Annotated in this window: 20 protein-coding genes; 16 read left to right on the top strand and 4 right to left on the bottom strand. The window is 71.3% G+C overall.

The genetic code is table 11. The annotated features are described in order from the left end of the window. The first annotated feature begins 18 nt into the window (after positions 1 to 18). The 7 genes from R3E98_16675 (at position 19) to R3E98_16645 (ending at position 6,896) form a co-directional block, all read left to right on the top strand. Positions 19 to 621, top strand: coding sequence for a DinB family protein (locus R3E98_16675; protein ID MEZ4425032.1), 603 nt, complete (start codon positions 19 to 21; stop codon positions 619 to 621). Between the two features lie 288 nt (positions 622 to 909). Next, complete coding sequence (locus tag R3E98_16670; protein ID MEZ4425031.1) at positions 910 to 1,521, top strand: sulfocyanin-like copper-binding protein; 612 nt, start codon at positions 910 to 912, stop codon at positions 1,519 to 1,521. Between the two features lie 166 nt (positions 1,522 to 1,687). Next, positions 1,688 to 3,577, top strand: coding sequence for a hypothetical protein (locus tag R3E98_16665; GenBank protein ID MEZ4425030.1), 1,890 nt, complete (start codon positions 1,688 to 1,690; stop codon positions 3,575 to 3,577). Positions 3,578 to 3,661: 84 nt separating this feature from the next. Then, positions 3,662 to 4,069 carry a DUF3052 domain-containing protein gene (locus R3E98_16660; protein MEZ4425029.1) on the top strand — a complete coding sequence of 136 codons (408 nt, stop codon included), beginning with the start codon at positions 3,662 to 3,664 and terminating at the stop codon, positions 4,067 to 4,069. 223 nt (positions 4,070 to 4,292) lie between these two features. Beyond that, a complete protein-coding gene (locus R3E98_16655; protein MEZ4425028.1) occupies positions 4,293 to 4,808 on the top strand; it encodes a sigma-70 family RNA polymerase sigma factor in 516 nt (171 codons plus the stop codon). Then, positions 4,792 to 5,868, top strand: coding sequence for a zf-HC2 domain-containing protein (locus R3E98_16650; GenBank protein ID MEZ4425027.1), 1,077 nt, complete (start codon positions 4,792 to 4,794; stop codon positions 5,866 to 5,868). Before R3E98_16655 ends, R3E98_16650 begins: the two co-directional genes overlap by 17 nt. Further along, positions 5,865 to 6,896: a M20/M25/M40 family metallo-hydrolase gene (locus R3E98_16645; protein MEZ4425026.1), complete on the top strand. Its 1,032-nt coding sequence runs from the start codon at positions 5,865 to 5,867 to the stop codon at positions 6,894 to 6,896. Before R3E98_16650 ends, R3E98_16645 begins: the two co-directional genes overlap by 4 nt. Before the next feature lie 90 nt (positions 6,897 to 6,986). Here R3E98_16645 and R3E98_16640 read toward each other — a convergent pair whose 3' ends face one another. Further along, positions 6,987 to 7,292, bottom strand: a complete 306-nt coding sequence (locus R3E98_16640; GenBank protein ID MEZ4425025.1) for an STAS domain-containing protein — start codon at positions 7,290 to 7,292, stop codon at positions 6,987 to 6,989. Positions 7,293 to 7,636: 344 nt separating this feature from the next. Here R3E98_16640 and R3E98_16635 point away from each other — a divergent pair, with 344 nt between their 5' ends. The 6 genes from R3E98_16635 to R3E98_16610 all read left to right on the top strand — a co-directional run bounded on the left by R3E98_16635 (position 7,637) and on the right by R3E98_16610 (position 14,009). Then, positions 7,637 to 8,185, top strand: coding sequence for a hypothetical protein (locus R3E98_16635; GenBank protein MEZ4425024.1), 549 nt, complete (start codon positions 7,637 to 7,639; stop codon positions 8,183 to 8,185). 139 nt (positions 8,186 to 8,324) lie between these two features. Next, on the top strand, positions 8,325 to 9,002 hold the full coding sequence (locus tag R3E98_16630) for a nitroreductase family protein (protein ID MEZ4425023.1): 678 nt from the start codon (positions 8,325 to 8,327) through the stop codon (positions 9,000 to 9,002). Between the two features lie 14 nt (positions 9,003 to 9,016). After that, complete coding sequence (locus tag R3E98_16625) at positions 9,017 to 10,930, top strand: glutamate-cysteine ligase family protein (protein ID MEZ4425022.1); 1,914 nt, start codon at positions 9,017 to 9,019, stop codon at positions 10,928 to 10,930. 21 nt (positions 10,931 to 10,951) lie between these two features. After that, complete coding sequence (locus tag R3E98_16620) at positions 10,952 to 12,115, top strand: succinylglutamate desuccinylase/aspartoacylase family protein (GenBank protein ID MEZ4425021.1); 1,164 nt, start codon at positions 10,952 to 10,954, stop codon at positions 12,113 to 12,115. Positions 12,116 to 12,151: 36 nt separating this feature from the next. Next, positions 12,152 to 12,823, top strand: coding sequence for an SOS response-associated peptidase (locus R3E98_16615; protein ID MEZ4425020.1), 672 nt, complete (start codon positions 12,152 to 12,154; stop codon positions 12,821 to 12,823). A 31-nt stretch (positions 12,824 to 12,854) separates the two neighbouring features. Then, complete coding sequence (locus tag R3E98_16610) at positions 12,855 to 14,009, top strand: response regulator (GenBank protein MEZ4425019.1); 1,155 nt, start codon at positions 12,855 to 12,857, stop codon at positions 14,007 to 14,009. 166 nt (positions 14,010 to 14,175) lie between these two features. Here R3E98_16610 and R3E98_16605 read toward each other — a convergent pair whose 3' ends face one another. After that, entirely contained in the window at positions 14,176 to 14,409 is a 234-nt protein-coding gene (locus R3E98_16605) for a CsbD family protein (GenBank protein MEZ4425018.1), read from the bottom strand. 341 nt (positions 14,410 to 14,750) lie between these two features. Here R3E98_16605 and R3E98_16600 point away from each other — a divergent pair, with 341 nt between their 5' ends. Next, positions 14,751 to 15,719, top strand: a complete 969-nt coding sequence (locus R3E98_16600) for a DUF892 family protein (GenBank protein ID MEZ4425017.1) — start codon at positions 14,751 to 14,753, stop codon at positions 15,717 to 15,719. Positions 15,720 to 15,875: 156 nt separating this feature from the next. Here R3E98_16600 and R3E98_16595 read toward each other — a convergent pair whose 3' ends face one another. Continuing rightward, positions 15,876 to 16,193: a hypothetical protein gene (locus R3E98_16595; protein MEZ4425016.1), complete on the bottom strand. Its 318-nt coding sequence runs from the start codon at positions 16,191 to 16,193 to the stop codon at positions 15,876 to 15,878. 186 nt (positions 16,194 to 16,379) lie between these two features. Here R3E98_16595 and R3E98_16590 point away from each other — a divergent pair, with 186 nt between their 5' ends. Next, on the top strand, positions 16,380 to 17,750 hold the full coding sequence (locus tag R3E98_16590) for a cytochrome P450 (protein ID MEZ4425015.1): 1,371 nt from the start codon (positions 16,380 to 16,382) through the stop codon (positions 17,748 to 17,750). A gap of 37 nt (positions 17,751 to 17,787) precedes the next feature. On the opposite strand, the gene R3E98_16585 is transcribed toward R3E98_16590, so the two are convergent. Further along, the gene (locus R3E98_16585) at positions 17,788 to 18,303 is read right to left on the bottom strand and encodes a hypothetical protein (GenBank protein ID MEZ4425014.1); all 516 of its coding nucleotides are present in this window, start codon (positions 18,301 to 18,303) and stop codon (positions 17,788 to 17,790) included. Positions 18,304 to 18,552: 249 nt separating this feature from the next. Here R3E98_16585 and R3E98_16580 point away from each other — a divergent pair, with 249 nt between their 5' ends. Beyond that, a complete protein-coding gene (locus R3E98_16580) occupies positions 18,553 to 19,701 on the top strand; it encodes a zinc-dependent alcohol dehydrogenase (GenBank protein MEZ4425013.1) in 1,149 nt (382 codons plus the stop codon). Positions 19,702 to 19,727 lie beyond the last annotated feature (26 nt).

Below are 19,727 nucleotides of genomic sequence, written 5' to 3'. Positions count from 1 at the left end.
CTCGATCCAGGAGCCTCCATGTCCGTCAGACCGTCTCGCCGCGCGGTGGGCGCCGCCTTCGTCTTTCTCCCGATGTTGTCGAGCGGGTGCGGCGGATCCCCCGAACAGGCCGCCGCCGAGCCTGCCGCCGAGACCTCGGTGGCGGCGTTCGACGCCATGTCCGAGCTCGCCTCGGCCGTGAACCAGGTGCAGGACAAGATGGTGGCGTTGGCCGAGGCCATCCCGGAGGATCGGTACGACTGGCGGCCTGGCGAGGGCGTGCGCTCCGTCGCCGAGGTCTTCATGCACGTGGCGGCCGACAACTACGTCCTGGCCATCCCGGCCGGTACGCCGGCACCGGCGGCGACCGGCATCACCATGGACTACGCCGGGACGGTGGTTCCCTACGAGAACCGCTCGGCCGACAAGGCGGAGATCGTGGCGGACCTGCGTGCATCCTTCCAGCACCTGCTGGGCGCGATGGATCGCGCCAGGGACGCCGATGCGCCGGCGGACATGTTCGGCCGCAGCTCGACCGTGGGCGCGCTGTGGGTCATGACCACCACGCACATGCACGAGCACCTCGGCCAGGCCATCGCCTACGCGCGCTCCAACGGGGTCGTGCCGCCCTGGAGCCAGTGAAGGCGCGCTGAGCGCGGCAGGGGAGGGGGCCGCCCCCGGCCTCCGCCCCATCCAGCCGTCGCGACGGGGCGGAACCGGCCCGTCTCGCAGGTCTTTCCGCCAGGCGGCACCCGGCCGCTCGAGGCGGCGCGCGGGACCTCCCCGGTACCGGGCCTGGGGGGTCTACGCTATTATTCCGCTCTATGGGTGCGCGGAGAGGGTTCTCCCGCAACTCCGCCCGGGGGTCAGCGGCCCGCCCGCCGGGATCCGGGATCCAGACGCCGCAAATCCAGCACAGGGAAGACAATCATGAAGCGTCTCGCTCTTCTGTCTGCTTTCGCCTTCGTCCTCGCCGGCACCGCCTGCGGCGGCTCCGAGTCCGGCGAAACGGCGGCGGCCGGTGGTGAGCAGGCCGCGCCGATGGAGCACGATATGCCGGCCGCCGGTGGGGAGACCACCGCCGCCGCGCCCACGGGTGCGTTGACCATGCCCGACTGGTACAGCCAGAACGGCTCGAACGTCACGCTCGGCATCACCGCCGGGTCCACGAACGCGCAGAACTACTGGAACTTCAACGGTTTCGTGGGCGGCCAGGGCGAGATCGTCGTGCCCGTCGGCTCGACGGTGACCATCAACTTCAGCAACAGCGACCCGAACATGGCGCACAGCCTCGGGATCGAGGAGTGGCGTGACAGCTTCATGGGCGCCATCACCCCGAACCCGGTGTTCGCCGGTGCCGTGTCCAGCAACCCGGGCTCGCTGACCGACGCCACCATGCCCGGTGAGTCCGAGACGATCACCTTCACGGCGGATCAGGCCGGTCGGTACCAGATGATCTGCTACATCCCCGGCCATGCCCAGATCGGCATGTGGGTGACCTTCACGGTCTCCGAGGACGGCTCGGCCGGCGTGCGTCAGTAGGCACACCCGGTCCGTACGGACGTCGAAGCGCCCCGGCCGCGGAAGCGGCCGGGGCGCTTTCGTGTGCCCCCCCGACGGGACCCGGGTCCAGTCGGACTGTGTATCTCCCGCAGCGGTGACGCGCACGTGGGGCGCGGCCGGCCCCCCGGGATGGAGAAGGACGGGCATGCTGAGCGGCGGTGGAGAGGCCCTCCGACGGGGGCTGGGCGGGGCGATGCTCGTCTGGGCCGGATGCGCCTTGCCGGCGACGGCCCAGGAGGCCGCACGGGCGGACTCCCTGGTGGCCGCCGCCCGCCAGGCGCAGATCGAGTTCGAGTCCTTCCGGGAGAGCCGGATCCCGCCCGAGGTGCGGGGTGGAGGCGGCGTCTGTGACGAGATGGTCGGGCGGCTCTGCCTCCGGCACGGAAGCGACGAATCCCCCCTGGATGACGAGCCGCCCGAGCTGACGCTCGCCCGCGACCGGCTGCTCCGCTCCCTCCTGGCGGCCTGGCGGGCCGCCCCCGACGCCTGGTTGCTCGGCCAGCTCGCCTTCTACGAGGGCGAGCGCGGCGGTTGGGCCCGCGTCTTCGCGCTGTCCGACGAGTGCCCCATCGCGGAGCGCTGGTTCTGCCTGGGCGTGCGCGGCCTCGCCGAGCAGCGGCAGGGGAAGACGGAGGCGGCGGAGTCCACGTTCGCCCGGGCGCTGGAGCGTATGCCGCCCGACACCGCAGCCTGGTTCGGCTCGCTGCGCTACCTGCTGGACGACGACGCCCAGCGCGCCTTGGACGATGCGTCCGACGACGCGCGGCGCGCGGAGGTGGAGCGCACGTTCTGGCTTCTCGCCGACCCGCTGTGGATGGAGCCGGGGAACGATCGGCACACCGAGCACTTCGCGCGCAAGATGGTGGTGCTCCTCCGGCGCGATGCGGCCAACGCCTTCGGCCTCGAGTGGGAGGACGACCTGGAGCAGCTCACCACGCGCTACGGGCCGGAGGTGGGGTGGGAGCGCGGGCGCGGCGTGGTGCCCGGACAGCAGGGGTTGGCCGGCGACGACCGCTACATCATCGGACGTCACCACCCCAAGACCGCGCAGTACGTCGCGCCCGGCGCCTACCTCGCCGACCCGACCGCCATCCCGGCGGACGCCTGGACCATCGAGCAGCGCGAGCCGCGCACGGGCTATGCGCCGAGCTATGCGCCCGATGTCGATCCCCTGTACTCGCAGGTGGCCCGCTTCCGCAGGGGCGACTCCCTGCTCGTGGTCGCGGCCTGGCAACCCGGGGAGGACCTGCAGCCGTCGGAGCCCGAGCGTCGCGCCGTCCCGTCCCGTCGGGATCCTCGGGCGAGCGGCGGCGGGAGCCCGTTCGATCGCAGCGATCCCTTCCGCGGGTCCGCCGGATCGGACTCCGATGCGCCTGCGCCCGAGTCCGCCGCCGGCCTGGCGCGCGCGGGCCTGACGGACGTGGAGACCGCCTTCCTGGTGCTCCGACCCGACGGCACGCCGGAGTTGGAGCTTCGCAGCTCGTCGGCGACCGGCGCGCTGACCGCGCAGGTCCCCAACGGCGCGTACCTGCTGGGCCTGGAGGTGCGCAGTCCCGGCCTGTCGTACGCGTGGAGGGCCCGGCAGGGCCTCAGCCAGATCTCGATCCGACCCGACCTGGCCGCCGCCTCCGATCTGCTGGTGCTGGACGCGGCGGGCGGCTTGCCCACGTCGGTGGAGGAAGCCGCGGCGCGGGCCCTGCCGGGCGTACGCGTGCGTGCCGGTGACCGGATGACCCTCGCCTGGGAGGTCTACAACCTCCGCCCGGGTGATCGGGCCCAGGTCACCGTCGGTGTGACGCAGGGGCGCCCGAGCCTGCTCCGTCGCGCCGGGCAGTTCCTGCGCATCCTGGAGCCCGAGGTCCCCCTCGTCGTCTCCTTCGAGGACGCGGGCCCGGACGAGCTCGGGACCGTGTTCCGCACGGTGGGGCTGTCGCTGCCCGAGCTCGATCCCGGCGAGTACACGCTGCACGTGGAGATCACGTTGGTGGGCCGCGCGCCCATGGTGCTCAGCCGGCAGGTCGTGGTGCTCGGATGACGTGCGGGTCCCCCCGAGCGCGCCGGCCCGCGCCCGCTCGCGGACCGGGCGCCTGACGTGCCGGCCGGATACTCGGGCACCCCGTTGGCCCGGAAGCTGGGCCTGGAGGCCGGACAGCGCGTGGGCGTGCGCAACGCGCCCGCGCACCTGGAGACGCTCCTGGAGGGGGGCGGGCCGCTCCCCCGGCTCCTGCGGTTCTCGCCGCGGGGCGCCCGCTACGAGCGCATCCTCTGGTTCGTCCCCGATCAGGCCGCGCTCGGGCGGGGGATCGCGACCGTCACGGAGCGCCTGGACGTCGACGGGCGGCTCTGGGTCTGCTGGCCCAAGAAGCGCTCACCCCTGTTCCGTGACCTGACCGAGGATGGCGTGCGCGAGCAGGCCTTCCCGCTCGACCTGGTGGACGTGAAGGTGTGCGCCGTGGACGAGGACTGGTCGGGCCTCGCGCTCGTATTCCGGAAGGAGCGCCGGGCGGCCGTCGCGGCGGGTCGCTGAGCAACAGCGCGCACGCGCGACGCCCGGGTGCGGCGGGGCGTGCCCCGGACGTGTGCAGGGTTGCGGTGCTCGATCGTCCTCCTCTCTGGAAGCCGCTCCCCGGGGCCGCCTGTCGGTCCCGGAGGCCCGCTCCCGATGGAGGAGGAAAGCTGCGCGGTCGGGCCCGTGGGACCGGCTCCCCCCGCGCGGCGCGGTGTAGGGAGAGCGGCAACCGAACGCGGGAGTGCATGCCGACGTGGATTGGGCCGACCTCTATCGTTCCGTCTTCCCCGACCTCGTCCGGTACCTGTACCGGAAGGTCTGGGACGAGGAGCGGGCGAACGAGCTCGCGCAGGAGGTCTTCGTGCGCGCGCTCCGGGAGACCCCGGAGCGCCCGCGCGCCTGGCTCTTCACCGTGGCGGCCAACCTGGCGCGCGACGAGATCCGCACCGTGATCCGACGCAAGAAGCACCTGACCCTGCTCAAGGGAGAGATGGACGCCGAACGCCCACAGCAGGAAGGACCGGACCGGGTCCTCGAGGCCGAGGAGCGCACGCGCGACGTGCGCGGCGCGCTCGACGCGTTGAGCGAGCGGGACCGCGAGATCCTGCTGCTGTGGGACGCGGGGCTGAGCTACGGCGAGATCGCCGAGCAGACCGGTCTGGCCGCGGGTGCGGTGGGTACGACCCTGTCTCGGGCGCGCAAGCGCCTGGTCGAAGCCTGGGAGCAACGGGAGGACAGCGATGCCGCACCTCTCTGACGGCGAGCTGCACGCCTACCTGGACGGCGCGCTGGAGCAGCTCGAACGCGGAGCCTCCGAACGGATCCGCGAACACCTCGAGCAGTGCGCCGGATGTCGGCGCCGGCTCGACGAGGAGCGTGTGCTCCATGAGCGGGCGGACGCGCTGCTCGCCGGCGCCGCTCCGGCGCGCGTCGCCGTCCCCTCCTTCGAGGAGCTGCGGCGGCGCGCCCAGGAAGGCGCTCCCGCGCCGGGCGCGGACGCGCCGCGCTCCGCGCGGCCCTGGACGCCCCCGTGGGGCCTCGCGTGGGCGGCGACGCTCGTGCTGGCGCTGGGGGTGGGGTGGGCGTCGCGCGGCGTGGTCGGTCCGGGCGATGGCGTGGTCCCGGAGAGGTTCGAAGGCATGACGGCCAGCGCACCGGTCGCCGATGCCGCGGCGGACGTGTCGGAGGAGGCCCGGAGGGCCGAAGCCGAGGAGGCCGTGGCCGAGTTGACGGATCGGTTGCGCGACGCGGCCCCGGACGCAGGGGCCGCTGCGCCGTCGGCGCGGATGCGGGCGCAGGCCGAGCCGGCCCCGCCCGAGGAGGACCGCGTGGCTGGCGCGCAGCGCCGCGCGGTCGCGGGGGCTGCCCCGCCTGTGCCGGAGACCGTCACGGCGATGAGGGCGGACCCGCAGGCGGCCAGCGCCGACCGGGCCAAGATGGAGGCCGAGGCGGACGCACCCGTTCCCTCGACCGCCCCGCAGTCGGACGCGCAGGCCACCGAGCCGCTCGCGGTCCCCGGCCTCGATGTCCTGGTCATCGAGCCGGACGCGGGCGTTCCCGGCCAGCCGGGTGTGCGGATCCTGCAGCGCCTGCATCAGGGCGACACGCTGGAGCTGCGCTACTTCGGGATCCTCAGCGCGACGGACGCGGGGCTCGGCGAGTCGCGGCCCGGGCGGATCCGCATGCGAGACCTGCCCAACCCCGCGTTGGAGCCGGGCTGGAGCCAGGTCGTGATGCGGCGTGGGAGCGGGTGGCTCGTGGCGCGCGCACCGATGCCGCGTGAATCGCTCCAGTTCCTCCTGCGGATGTTGCAGTGAGCGAGTCGCGCCACCGGCTCGCGGTCACGCTCGTCCTGCTGGGTGGAGCGGCTTCCGGCGCGTGCCGCGATGGCGCTGCCCGCGTCGATCCTGCCGACGCGGCCGCAGCCGTCGCCGGGATCACGGAGGCGGACGTGCTCGCGCGCATCGGTCTCCTCGCCGCCGACTCCATGAGGGGTCGCGCCACGCCCAGCCCCGAGCTGGAGCAGGTGGCGGTGTGGATCGCCGCCGAGATGCGGCGCTTCGGCCTGGAGCCCGCCTTCGACACCTCCTACATCCAGCGCTACCCGCTGGGGCCCGCCGGAGACGCCACGCTCCCTACGGCGCCCAACGTGGCGGCGCTGCTCCCCGGCAGCGATCCGACGCTACGGGACGAGGTCGTGCTGTTCAGCGCCCACATGGATCACGTGGGCGTCGGCGCGCCCGATGCGAGCGGCGACAGCATCTGGAACGGTGCCGATGACGACGCTTCCGGCACCGCCGCCGTGCTCGAGCTGGCCGAGGCCTTCGCGACCCTCGACCCGGCGCCTCGACGTTCCCTGGTGTTCCTCCTGGTGTCGGGCGAGGAGCGCGGGCTGCTCGGGAGCGCCGCGTTCGTGGCGGATCCGCCGGTCCCGGTGGAGACGATGGTGGCGGGCCTCAACGTCGACATGGTCGGGCGGAACTGGACGGACACGATCGTCGCGATCGGACGGGAGCACTCCGACCTGGGGCGGACCCTGGATGCGGTGGGTGCCGCCCACCCGGAGCTGGGCATGACGGCGATCGACGACCTCTGGCCCGAGGAGAGCTTCTACACGCGCTCGGACCACTTCAACTTCGCGCGCGCAGGCGTGCCGGTGCTGTTCTTCTTCAACGGCGTGCACGAGGACTACCACCGTCCGTCGGACGAGGTCGAGCGCATCGACGGCGAGAAGGCCGCGCGCATCACGCGCCTGTTGTTCTGGCTGGGTCTGGAGATCGCCGACCGGGACGAGGCGCCTCGCTGGAACGCAGCCAGCCGCGCGCGCATCGTGCGTCCTCGCTGAGGCGCACCGGACCCTCCGGCGTCCGGATATGCGAACGGGGTCCCGGCTTCCCGGCCGGGACCCCGCTCCACACACCGCCCGCAGGACGCGTCAGTCGGCGTCCTGCACCTCGTTCGGGAACACCCGGAAGTACTCATCCAGGCCCATCGCGCGGAAGAGCGCCCACACCCGCGTCGGGAGGCCTGCGAGCCATACGGTCTGGTCGTTCTCCGTGGCCATGCGCTGGGCGGTGAGAAGCCACGACAGGCTCTTCACGTCCAGCGTGTCCGTGTTGGAGAAGTCGAAGATCAGCGCGGTCTCCAGTGGCTCTCTGCCAGCCTCGTCCGCCGAGGTCACGGCAGCGGCGCCGACCAGGGCCAGGCCCGGCGTGCGATCGTCCCGTCCATGTCCTCTCATCGAACCCTCCTCGGAGTCACGTCCACCCGTTCCCCTCTGTGAGTATCGGCCGCGTCGTTGTCGGAGTTGTGCTCCGGGGTGCGGCGGCGTCGACTCGCCCGAGCAGAGGGTCAAGAGTCGTGCCAGGTCCGGGACGCGGGTCGCGCGCCACACACGCCCACCGGAAGCGGCGTAATCACGTCATCCGACGCGTGCGCCTCCATGGCACGACACGCCAGGCGCGACCGTTGCATTCCGCCCGGGGACCCGGAGGTCGCCTTGGTACCCGACGCGCTGAAGCCACACCGACGCGCGCTGGCCACGGTGATCTCCGGAGTGGACACTCCGTCACCCAGGAGGGTACGGTGAAAAGGTTCCACCGCAGCATGCTCTTCGTCGCAGGCATGATGACCGCGGCTGCGCCGGCGCAGGCGCAGCGCGTGGCGTCCGATCCTGGGCCCGAGCGCGCCTACCTGGATGCGGTCGCACGTCACTTCGGGGTTCCGGCCGCGGAAGCCGACGTGCTCGCGCGCTCGCTGGGAAGCGCGGAGGCCGTTCCCGTGCTCCTGCTCCTCTCTGCGCGCGCCGGCGTCTCGCCGGACGTCATCGGCGCCCTGCGGGGACGCGGGGCGCGTTGGGAGGTGCTGGCGCGTCGGTTCCGGATCGACCCGTGGAGCCTCGTCGTCCCGTTGGGCGGCGCGTCGGCGCCCCCCGGCCTGGAGCGGGTCTACGCTCCACGGGCCGCCGAGAGGCCGGCGCTGGAGGACGCCGAGATCGTCGCGTTGGTCCACGTGCGCATGTTCTCCGCCCTGCTCGACGTGCCCGTCGCGGCTCTGGTGGGACGCACCGACTGGACGGGGGACTACCCGCGCGTGTTGCGGGAACTCGGATCCGGGGCCCGCGGCGGCCGCTGACCTCCCGACCGGACCGCGGCGCGCTGCGCACCCTCCCACGATTCCTGCGGCCTCTCTTGACGCTCGACCCGCTCCCGCGGAACACTCAGGCGGGTGGGCCTGGGGTAGGCCTCCCATCCAGTGGACGCGAAGGAGTGCCGTGGCGCACGGGGAGCGGGTCCCCCTGTCGGGGTACCAGGAGCGGTCGGACGCGGAGCTCCGCGAGCGGGCCCGCCGCTTCGCCACGGAGGTGGCCGCCCGGCGCACCGTCCGGGAGTTCTCCGCCCGGCCCGTGCCCCGGGAGGTGCTCGAAGCGTGTCTGCAGGCGGCGCTGAGCGCACCGAACGGCGCCAATCGCCAGCCCTGGCACTTCGTGGTGGTGACCGATCCAGGGCTGAAGCGACAGGTCCGTGAGGCGGCCGAGGCCGAGGAGCGCCGGTTCTATGAGGGCGGTGCTCCGGAGGAGTGGCTGGAGGCCCTGGCGCCGCTGGGTACGGACGCGGACAAGCCGTTCCTGGAGGAGGCGCCCGTCCTGATCGCCATCTTTGCCGAGAGCTACGAGCTGCGGTCGGACGGCACCCGCGTCAAGAACTACTACGTCCAGGAGTCGGTGGGAATCGCCACGGGCCTGCTCATCACGGCGCTGCACCAGGCCGGGTTGGCGACCCTGACGCACACGCCCTCACCGATGCGCTTCCTGAACGACCTGCTCGATCGTCCCTATCACGAGCGGCCGTTCCTGCTGCTCGTGGTCGGCCATCCAGCGGCGGGCGCGACCGTGCCCGCGATCACCCGGAAGCCGTTCCGCCACGTCGTGACCTTTCGCGACGGCGGCTGACGAAGGAGGTCCGCATGGGTCGACAGGACGTGACCGCACCGGGAGCGGCGGACGTTCGGCTCTTCACCCGCGCGCTGCTGCGCGATCTGCAGGCGCTCGAGCGCATGCTGGCGGAGGGCATGATCGAGTCGGGTGTCCGACGCTTCGGGGCCGAACAGGAGCTCTTCCTGGTCAATCAGGGCTGGCGTCCGGCGCCCGTGGCCATGGAGGTGCTGGAGCGGCTCGGCGCGGGGCCCTTCGTCACCGAGCTCGCGCGCTTCAACCTGGAGTTCAACCTCGATCCCCATCTGCTCCGCGGGACCTGCTTCTCCGAGCTGGAGCGGGAGATCGACACGCGGATCGCGGAGGTGCGGCGGGCGGCGGCCGAGCTGGGGTGCGATGCGGTGCTGACGGGCATCCTGCCCACGCTCGGCAAGTCGGATCTCACCCTCGACAACATGACGCCGAAGGACCGCTACTACGCGCTCAACGAAGCCATGAACCGCATGCGGGGCGGGAGCTACCGGCTGCGCATCATCGGCATCGACGACCTGAATGTCGAGCATGATTCCGTCATGCTCGAAGCGTGCAACACGAGCGCACAGGTGCACCTGCAGGTGGACGCGGATGAGTTCGCCCGCTTCTACAACGTGGCGCAGGCGGTGACCGGCCCCATCATGGCGGCGGCCACGAATTCTCCAGTGCTCTTCGGGAAGCGGCTGTGGGCCGAGACGCGCATCGCGCTCTTCCAGCAGTCGCTGGATACGCGCAGCACCACGCTGCACATGCGGGAGCTGCAGCCGCGCGTCCGTTTCGGCGATCGCTGGCTGGACGAGAGCGTCCTGGAGCTCTTCCAGGAGGATATCGCCCACTTCCGCATCCTGCTCGCCACCGACCCGGGCGAGGATCCGCTTGAGGTGCTGGATCGCGGCGAGATCCCCCGCCTGCGGGCGCTGCAGCTCCACAACGGCACGGTGTACCGCTGGAACCGGCCCTGCTACGGGATCTCCGAAGGGAAGCCGCATCTGCGCATCGAATGCCGGGTGCTGCCGGCTGGACCTTCCGTGCTGGACGAAGTGGCGAACGCGGCCCTGTGGATCGGCGCCGTCCTGGGCGGGGTCAAGCACTACGGGGACATCCGCCCCCGCCTGCCGTTCGACATCGCGCGCGCCAACTTCCTGGCCGCGTCGCGCATGGGCATGCGGGCGGGCTTCTACTGGACGGACAACACGTCCATGTCGGCACAGACGCTGCTGGAGGAGGAGGTCATCCCCCTCGCGCGGGCGGGGCTGGCCGACGCGGGCATCGCCTCCGAGGACATCGAGCGGTACATGGGCGTCGTCGAGGAGCGGGTGCAACGCCGGGCCACCGGTGCTGCCTGGACCTTGAACTCGCTGGCGGCGATGCAGGGGCAGGGGACCCAGGCGGAGCGGCTGGCGGCGGTCACGGCGGCGACGGCGGCGCGGCAGCGGGAGGGCCGCCCGGTACACGAATGGCCTCTGGCGCGCATCGAGGAGGCCGGGGATTGGGCCCCGAGCTATCTTACGGTGGAACAGTACATGAGCACGGCGCTCTACACCGTCCATGAGGACGAGCTGGTGGATCTCGTGGCGTTCCTGATGGATCGCAACGTCATCCGCCACGTCCTGGTCGAGAACGACGACCACGAGCTGGTGGGCGTCGTGTCGTACCGGTCGCTGCTGCGCATGGTCGCGCAAGGGCGCAACCCCAACATGGATCCATTGCCGGTGCGTACGATCATGGCCCGCGACCCGGTGACGGTCACGCCGCAGACACCCACGCTGGAGGCCATCGAGCTCATGCGCGGTCGACGCCTGTCCTGTCTGCCCGTGGTCAACCGCGGCAAGCTCGTCGGCATCGTGACCGAGAGCGACTTCATGCCCATCGCCTACCAGCTGCTGTCCGATTCCCTCAAGGAGAAGACGTGATTCGCCGCAGGTCGTACTCCGATGTCCAGTAGTGCCGTCGCGGATCGAGTGGGCTTCGACGTCGAGCGTGTGCTCGGTCGCGTCCGCGGAGAACGCGCCGGTCCCTCGCTCGTGGTGGTGGGCGGACTGCACGGGAACGAGCCGGCCGGCGTCCTGGCGCTGAAGCGGGTGCTGGCCGACCTCAGCGGCCGTGCGGATCGGGTCCGGGGCGAGCTCGTGGCGCTATCGGGGAATCGGCGGGCGCTGCGTGTCGGCCGACGGTTCCTGGTCCGGGATCTCAATCGAGCGTGGAGTCCCAAGCGGATCGCGTACCTGCGGGCCGCCGACGCCACCCTGGAGGCCGGGGAGGACCAGGAGCAGGCGGAGCTCCTGACGGAGATGGAGCGCGCCTTCGCGGACGCGCGGGGCCCGGTGCACGTCCTGGACCTGCACACGACCTCCGGCGCGGGCGCTCCGTTCAGCACCGCCTGTGATACCCTGCGCAACCGACGCTTCGCCCTGGAGGTGCCGGCGCCGTTCGTCCTCGGTCTGGAAGAGCGCGTCGAGGGCACGCTGATGGACTGGGTGGATGGGCTCGGTCATACCGTGATGGTCTTCGAGAGCGGACAGAACCAGGACCCGGCGGCGGTCGACCGGGCGGAAGGGGCGGTCTGGCTGGCGCTGGTCGCGGCCGGCGTGATCGAGGAGGCGGATGCCCCGGAAGCGACCCGCGCGCGGACCGCTCTGCGCGCAGAGCGCGGGGACATCCCGCGGGTGCTGGAGTTCCGCTACCGGCACCCGGTGACGCCGGCGGCGCAGTTCAAGATGCTGCCCGGGTTCAAGAGCTTCCAACGCGTGCGCAAGGGTCAGGTCCTGGCGCAGGACATCCAGGGAGACGTCACGGCTCCGGCCACGGCCCGCATCCTGATGCCGCTGTATCAGGAGCAGGGGGAGGACGGGTTCTTCATCGTGCGCGAGTTCCGCTTCGTCTGGCTCAAGGTCTCGGAAGTGCTGCGCCGCCTGCATGCCGATCGCATCGCGCACTGGCTGCCGGGGATCCGCCGGGTCGCGGGCTACGACGATCGGCTGCTCGTCAACCGCCGGGTCGCGCGCTGGTATGCGCTCGAGCTGCTGCATCTGCTGGGGTACCGCCGCGAGCGCGAGAGCGGCGCCGCACTCCTCGTCCAGCGCCGTCCCGGCGAATGAGGCGGCGGACTCCGGCCGCCCGCCCCCGGGCCTGACATGTGTGGCCGCTACGGCCTGGCGCTCTCGGAGGAGGAGCTGCGGGAGCTCTTCGAGGGTGCGGACGTCCCCGCGGCCTATCAGCCGCGCTACAACATCGCGCCGACGCAGGAGGCCCTGGTGGCGCGCGGGACGGAGGCGGGCCCCGAGCTGGTCTGGGCGCGTTGGGGCCTGATCCCGTACGGCGAGGACGCGGTGCGGGCAGGGGCGCGTCATATCAACGCCCGCTCCGAGACCGCAGCGGCCCGCTGGCCGTTCCGCGACGCCTTCGCCCGGCGACGCTGCCTGGTGCCCGCCAGCGGCTTCTACGAGTGGCGCGCATCGGCCGGAGGCAAGCTGCCCTACTGGATCCAGGCAGCGGGTCCCCTGACGCTGGCCGGGCTCTGGGAGCCGGGACGGGGGGGCGATCCCCCGTCGTTCACGATCCTGACCCGCGATGCGCCGGCGGGCCTGGCCCACATCCACGACCGGGTGCCGGTCGTGGTGGCCCCGGAGTGGCGGCGGGCCTGGTTGGACAACCCTACGCCGGCAGGCGAGCTTCAGACCGTGATGCGCGACCTCCCTCCGCCGCTCCGGGCCCATCCCGTGTCGCGGAGGGTGAACCGGGCCGGCGAGGACGACCCGGCCCTGGTCGAGCCGGTGGACGAGCCCTTGGAGCTACCGCTGGAATGATGGACGTGCGGGCCCCCGATCGCGGAACGCCATGAAACCGGTTCCTTCCCCGCTCTGGAACGAGCATCTGCGGCAGGCCCGGATCCTCCTCGTGGACGACGAGGCGGACAACCTGCGAGTGCTGGAGCAGCTGCTGCGCACCTCCGGCTTCCAGGCGGTGGTGTCCACCCAGGACCCTCGCGAGGCGATCGACATCTTCCTGGGCTTCGAGCCGGACCTGCTGGTGCTCGACCTCATCATGCCACACCTGGACGGCTTCGAGGTGATGGCCGGCATCGAGCGCTACATCCCGGACAACACCTATCTGCCCATCCTCATCATCACCGGGCACCTGGATCCCGAGGCACGCCGTCGGGCGCTACAGGTGGGGGCCAAGGACTTCCTCACCAAGCCGTTCGAGGCCGGGGAGGTCCTGCTGCGGATCAAGAACCTCCTGGAGACGCGCTTCCTCCACCAGGAGCTCCGGCGCCACAACGAGACCCTGGAGGAGAAGGTCCGCGAGCGGACGCACGAGCTCGCGGAAGCACAGGTAGAGATCCTGCGCCGGCTCGCCATCGCAGCGGAGTACCGCGACGACATCACCGGGCAGCACGCGGAGCGGGTCGGTGTCCTGTCGGCCCTTCTGGCGCAGGAGCTCGGCCTCCACCGGGAAGAGGTGCGGCTGATCCGGCGGGCGGCGCCCCTGCACGACGTCGGCAAGATCGGCATCCCCGATTCCATCCTCATGAAACCGGGACCGCTCACGGAAGCCGAGTTCGAGGTGATGAAGGCACACACCACGATCGGCGCCCGGATCCTCTCCGGCAGCCACTACTCGCTGCTCGAGGTCGCGCGCCGGATCGCCGACAGCCACCACGAGCACTGGGACGGCGCCGGCTACACGGGGTTGGGGGAGGACGACATCCCCCTCGTCGGCCGGATCGTCGCCGTGGCGGACGTCTACGACTCGCTCACCCACAAGCGTCCCTACAAGGATGCCTTTCCCCACGAACTGGCCGTGGACCGCGTGCGGTCGAAGCGCGGGCGTCACTTCGATCCTCGCGTCGTCGACGCCTTCGACGCGCTGCTCGACCGGGGGCTCGTCGGAGAGCTCGAGGACATGGTGCCTGGCCTGGAAGGGGACGTGGCGTTGATGAACGCGCCGCCGATCACCCGGACCCCCACCCTCGGCTCGCGCGCGCACTGAGGCTCCTTGAGGCGCGGGCACGCCTCCCCCGTGCTCGTCCACCCGGGTCGCTCGTGCTCGTTCGCCCGGGCCGCTCGTGCCTCACCCGCCCGGGCGGCATTCCTGATCCCGGCGACGCTCCGTCACGTCGCAGCGATCTCCGTCACGGCGGGCTGCCTGCCGCTCCCTACTTCGGGGTGCCGCGCTCGCCCCCGTCCCCCGCATCCTGGGACGAGGCCCACTCGTCCATCTCCCGATCCACCTGCTCCTTCGCGGCCTGATAGCGCTCCTGGATGAGGTGCCGCAGCCGGTCGCGGCTGCCGTCGATGTGGTTGAGATCGTCCTCGGTCAAGCGGCTCCAGCGTTGCTTGATGCGGGACCGCGATTCCGCCCAGTTCCCCTGCACGTGCTTCCAGACCATGAACCCTCCGTGGCTCGAGCGCTCCGATCGTCGCGACCGGCTCCGGAACGGAGGAGGCAGGAGCTGTTCCGCGCAGCACGGTGCGCGTGCGGGCTGCTGCAACCGCGCGCGGCCGGGCTCCGGTGAGCGCGTCAGCGTGGGGGTGTCGCGGCTCGTGCGACCCGAAGCGTGTTTCGCTGCAGAGCGCGACTGCACGATCGACGTGCGGCGAGCGCTGGAATCCGCGACCGCGGGGCGCTCCCGCGCGGCGGCTGCCCGGATGCTGGAGCATGGCACGTCCCCTGCGCCTGGCGGGAGCCTCCCACCGACCAGCCAGCCCCGCGATCAGACGAGGACGCATCATGTCCAAGAGCCTCAGCGAAACCGTGACCAAGTACCTGACCGACGCCCACGCGATCGAAGAGCAGGCGCTGCAGCAGCTGCGCAAGGCGCCCGATATCGCAGGCGAGCCCGAGCTCGCCGGTGTCCTGCGGGAGCATCTTGCGGAGACCGAAGGGCACGAGCGGCGCGTGCGCGCCCTCCTCGAGGCCCGGGGAGAAGAGCCGTCGTCCGTGAAGGATGCGGTGATGCGCGCCGGAGGCTCGGGATTCCTCCTGTTCGCGCGGGTGCAGCCGGACACGCCCGGGAAGCTCGCCGCGCACACGCTATCCTACGAAGCACTCGAATGGGCCAGCTACGACCTGCTGGCGCGCACGGCGGACCGGGCAGGGGAGCCTTCGGTCGCCGAGGCCGCCGTCGCCATCCGGAGCGAGGAGCAGGCGATGATGGAGCGCGTCGACGGCGTGTTCGATCGCACGGTGGCGGCGTCGCTGGCCGAGACGTCCGACAAGGACCTGAAGGAGCGTCTGCTGGACTATCTCGCCGACGCCCACGCCATCGAGGCGCAGGCGATCCAGCTCCTGGAGTCGGGCCGGAAGATGGTGGACCTCCCGGAGTTGGAGACGGTGTTCGATCACCACCTGCAAGAGAGCCGTCGTCATCAGGAGCTCGTCGAGGAGCGCCTCGATGCCCTGGGCGGGTCCCGCTCCCTGCTCAAGGACACCGCGCTGAAGATCGGCGCCTTCAACTGGGGCATGTTCTTCCAGGCCCAGCCGGACACGGTTGGCAAGCTCGCCGCGTTCGCGTACGCCTTCGAGCACCTGGAGATCGGCGGCTACGAGCAGCTCAAGCGCGTGGCCGAACGAGCGGGCGACGCGGAGACCGCCGCGGTCGCCGAGCGGATCCTGGCGGAGGAGCGGGCGGCCGCCGACGCGCTCACCACCGCCTTCGAGCCTGCGGTCGAGGCCACCCTGGCGAAGCAGACGAGCTAGTTGGGTCCAGGGAAGGGCGGCGGGCGGAGGACTCCTCCGCCCGCCGTGCGGCCGCGGTGGGGCCGGAGGCGCCTGCCGGTCGGGTCGCTGTGGATGGCCTGAGCGCGAGGGGGCCGTGCGGGCCGGAGTGGAGGGCAGGTCCACGAGGCGGTGTGGCTAGCGCCACTCCGCCTCGTCTTCGGCTCCGGCCGCCGTATCGGCGGTGATCAGCTTGTTGAAGTTGCTGAGTTCCCCTTCGGCCGTCTCCTCCTGGAAGAGGAAGACGAGATCGCGGTCGTCGAACGTGTCGAACCACTCGTCCCACGTGATGGCCTCGAGAGCCCCCTCTCCCGTGTAGTCCGGGAAGTCGATGCGAAGGATGCCGGCGTCGTCCTTCGCATGGGTGGCGCTCACGGCGGACGGCGTGCCGTCCCGCTCTTCCGCCCATTCGCGGATGGTGGCGTGGTCGCGGGTCAGGTATCGCTCACTGGACATGATCATCCTCTCGTGATGTGGGCAGCGTCGGCCGACCGCCGGCATGGACGCGACCGAGAAGAGCAAGCGCCGTTCCCGCCAGCGACCTGCGGCGCTCCCACCGGTGCCGTGTCGGGAGTGCGTCTGCGTCATGCTTCTTGCACGACGCACTTCACTCTACCGACGCCCCAGACCCGCGAGGAGCCCATGCCGACGCTGCCGATCACATCGCCAGAGACGCACGCGCACGAGGGCACGGGAGCGCGCGCGCAGGATCTCTACGCGCTCCCCCGTGCCAGTGGCTTCGACCATACGGTCGCCTTCTTGCGCGACGGGTACGGCTTCATCGGGGATCGCGCGCGCAGCATGGGAACCGACGTCTTCCGGACGCGGCTCCTGCTCAAGCGCGTCGTATGCATGGTAGGGGAGGAGGCCGCCCGCATCTTCTACGGTGGGGATCGCTTCACCCGTGAAGGTGCGATGCCGCCCACCACGCTGCACCTTCTGCAGGACCAGGGCAGCGTGCAGCTCCTGGACGGGGAGGCGCACCATCACCGGAAGGCGATGTTCCTGTCGCTGCTGGGTCCGCACGCGGTCGCGAAGCTCACCGACGCGGTCGTCGACGAGTTCCGTACGGCACTCCCGGCCTGGGAACGCGCCGGTCACATCGTCCTGCATGACGAGGCCCAACGACTCCTCGCGCGTGCTGCATGCGCGTGGTGCGGCATCCCGACCTCGGGCGCGGCCGCCGACGAGCGGGCCGTCGAGCTGGGCGCCATGATCGAAGGCGCGGGATCGCCCGGCTGGAAGGCCGCCCGCGGGCTGCTCCTCCGCCGCCGGAGCGAGCGCTGGGCGCGCGCGTTGATCGAGGACGCGAGGGCCGGTCTCGCGAAGGGGTCGTCGGACACGCCGCTCCACGTCATCGCTCGGCATCGCGACACCGACGGTCGGCTCCTGACCACCGAAGCGGCCGCCGTGGAGCTCCTCAACCTCTTGCGGCCCACCGTCGCCGTAGCGCGCTTCCTCACGTTCGCGGCGTTGGCGCTGCACCGTTCACCGAGCGCACGCGCACGGATCCGGCACGGGGACGAGGCCTTCCTGGCGGCGTTCGTGCTGGAGGTTCGGCGGTTCTACCCGTTCTTCCCGGTCATCGGGGGGCGGGTGCGCCGTCCCTTTGAATGGCGGGGGGTAGGCTATCCGGTCGGGACCTGGGTCCTGTTGGACCTCTACGGAACGGACCACGACCCCCGGTCCTGGGACGATCCCGAACGCTTCCGTCCTGAGCGGTTCCTGGAGCGGGAGGTGTCCCCTTTCGAACTGGTGCCCCAAGGCGGCGGCACCCATCTGCGGGATCATCGTTGCCCCGGAGAGTGGGCGACGGAAGACATCCTGGCCGGAGTGGTGCGCCTGCTGGTGCAGGAGGTCGACTACACGGTGCCGCCTCAGGATCTCACCGTGGGCCTGAGCCGGATGCCTGCGTTGCCCGCGAGCGGGATGCGGCTGGAAAACCTGCGCGCGCCCGACGGCTCCGTGCACGACCGGGACGTCGATCCCGTGTTTCAGGGGTGCCCGGTTTGAACGGGCATCCACCGGTCTGGCGTGCCGGACCGGGAGCTCAGCGACGCGCCATCCGCGTCACGAGAGCCGTGCCCACGACCACCCCCAGGAGGATGGGCAGCGCGTTGCGTTCCAGCTTGCGTGCCGTCCCATCCGCCGCACCCACCGAACGGGCGGCCGATCCGAGCGCGCGTCCGAGCCGCGACTCGAGTACGTCCACCCGGTCCGCCAGCATGAGCAGCGCCCAGTGGCGGGCGCGATGCTCGGGGATCCCGTAGGCGCTGCGCCGGATCTGCCCCGATACGCCGTGCGGCGGCTGCGCGGTGCCGTAGACGGCGGTCAGGTCGTCGAGCCCCGCACGTCGAAAGTGTCGCTCGACGGAGGTCTGATGCACGATCCGCTCGGGTGCTCCCTCGGCAGGGGCCACCTCGCTCTCCATGGGCACGCCCGGCCGCTGCGACGCCTCGGCGTCCACGCCGCGCTCGCGCGCGCCGACCTGCAGATCCGGCGACTCCGTGAGCGCGCGCTCGGGATCTGCGCCCTCGGTGCTCGTGTGCTGTTCCTGGTCCGCCATGACACGCTCCTTCGGGCTCGGGTGTCCGACGGCGAGCTGGCGCGCCACCATCGGGCGACCCGAAGGGGCAAAGCCTGTGCCGACGACGCGCCCTGGCCGAGGCTGCGCGAACGATCGAACCGGTCGACCCATCGGCGTTCGCCCGTGCCCCGGACTCCGACGTGCGCTCCGCATGGCCCTTGCAGACGAAGGGGTCGGCCGACCTCCGGGTCGGCAGCACATCACAGGCGACGACCGGAGGAAAGTCCTATGCGCGCGATGATCTATCACGGACCCACCAAGGTCCGGGTGGAGACCAAACCCGACCCCCGGATCGAACACCCGAACGACGTCATCCTGGAAGTCAGCCGGGCCGCCATCTGCGGCTCGGATCTGCATCTCTATCGCGGTCTGGTGCCCGACACCCGCGTGGGACACACCTTCGGCCACGAGTTCACCGGGCGGGTGGTGGAGACGGGCGCCTCCGTGGAGCGCCTGGTGCGCGACGATCGCGTGGTGGTCCCGTTCAACATCTCGTGCGGCAGCTGCTTCTTCTGCTCGCGCGACCTGTTCGGGATGTGTGAGAACTCCAACCCCAACAGCGAGGTGGCGTCGGGCGTCTTCGGCTACTCCCACACGACGGGAGGCTACGACGGGGGACAGGCCCAGTACGTCCGCGTGCCCTTCGCCGACGTGGGGCCGATGAAGGTGCCCGAAGGTGTTCCGGACGAGGACGTGCTGTTCCTCTCGGACATCTTCCCCACCGGCTATCAGGCCGCGGAGATGGGGGAGATCAAGCCCGGCGAGACCGTGGTGGTGTTCGGATGCGGGCCGGTCGGCTTCTTTGCCCAGATCTCGGCGTGGTTGATGGGCGCCGGGCGGGTGATCGCGGTGGACCAGGTGGAGTACCGCATGGAGTTCTGCCGCCAACAGGCCGGCGTGGAGACGGTGGATTTCCGCGCGGTGGACGACATCGTCACCCACCTGAAGGACATGACCGAGGGCCGCGGTCCCGATGTGGCCATCGACGCGGTGGGGATGGAGGCCGACGGCTCCCGCCTGCACGAATTCCTGGGTCGGGTGGTGATGGCCGAGGCCGGAGCGCCCACCGCCATCGAATGGGCGATCAACAGCGTGCGCAAGGGTGGCAACGTGGTCCTGATCGGTGTGTACGGCCCGCCGTGGAATCTCATCCCCATCGGCACAGCCATGAACAAGGGACTGACCCTGCGCATGGCCCAGTGCAACACGAAGCGCTACATGCCACATCTGCTCGAGCATATCCAGGAGGGACGCGTGGATGCGAAGGCGCTGATCAGCCATCGCTTCCCGCTCGAGGACGCCGCGCAGGCCTACGAGATGTTCGCAGGCAAGGAGGACGGTTGCCGCAAGGTTGTCCTGCTACCGAACGGCCACTGATCGTCGGTCGTCGTGGTCACCGGGCG

The organism is Gemmatimonadota bacterium (genome assembly GCA_041390125.1).
Classification (GTDB): Bacteria; Gemmatimonadota; Gemmatimonadetes; order Longimicrobiales; family Gaopeijiaceae; genus JAGQIF01.
The sequence above is the reverse complement of the archived record's forward strand: the minus strand, read 5'-3'. Positions and strand labels throughout refer to the sequence as shown.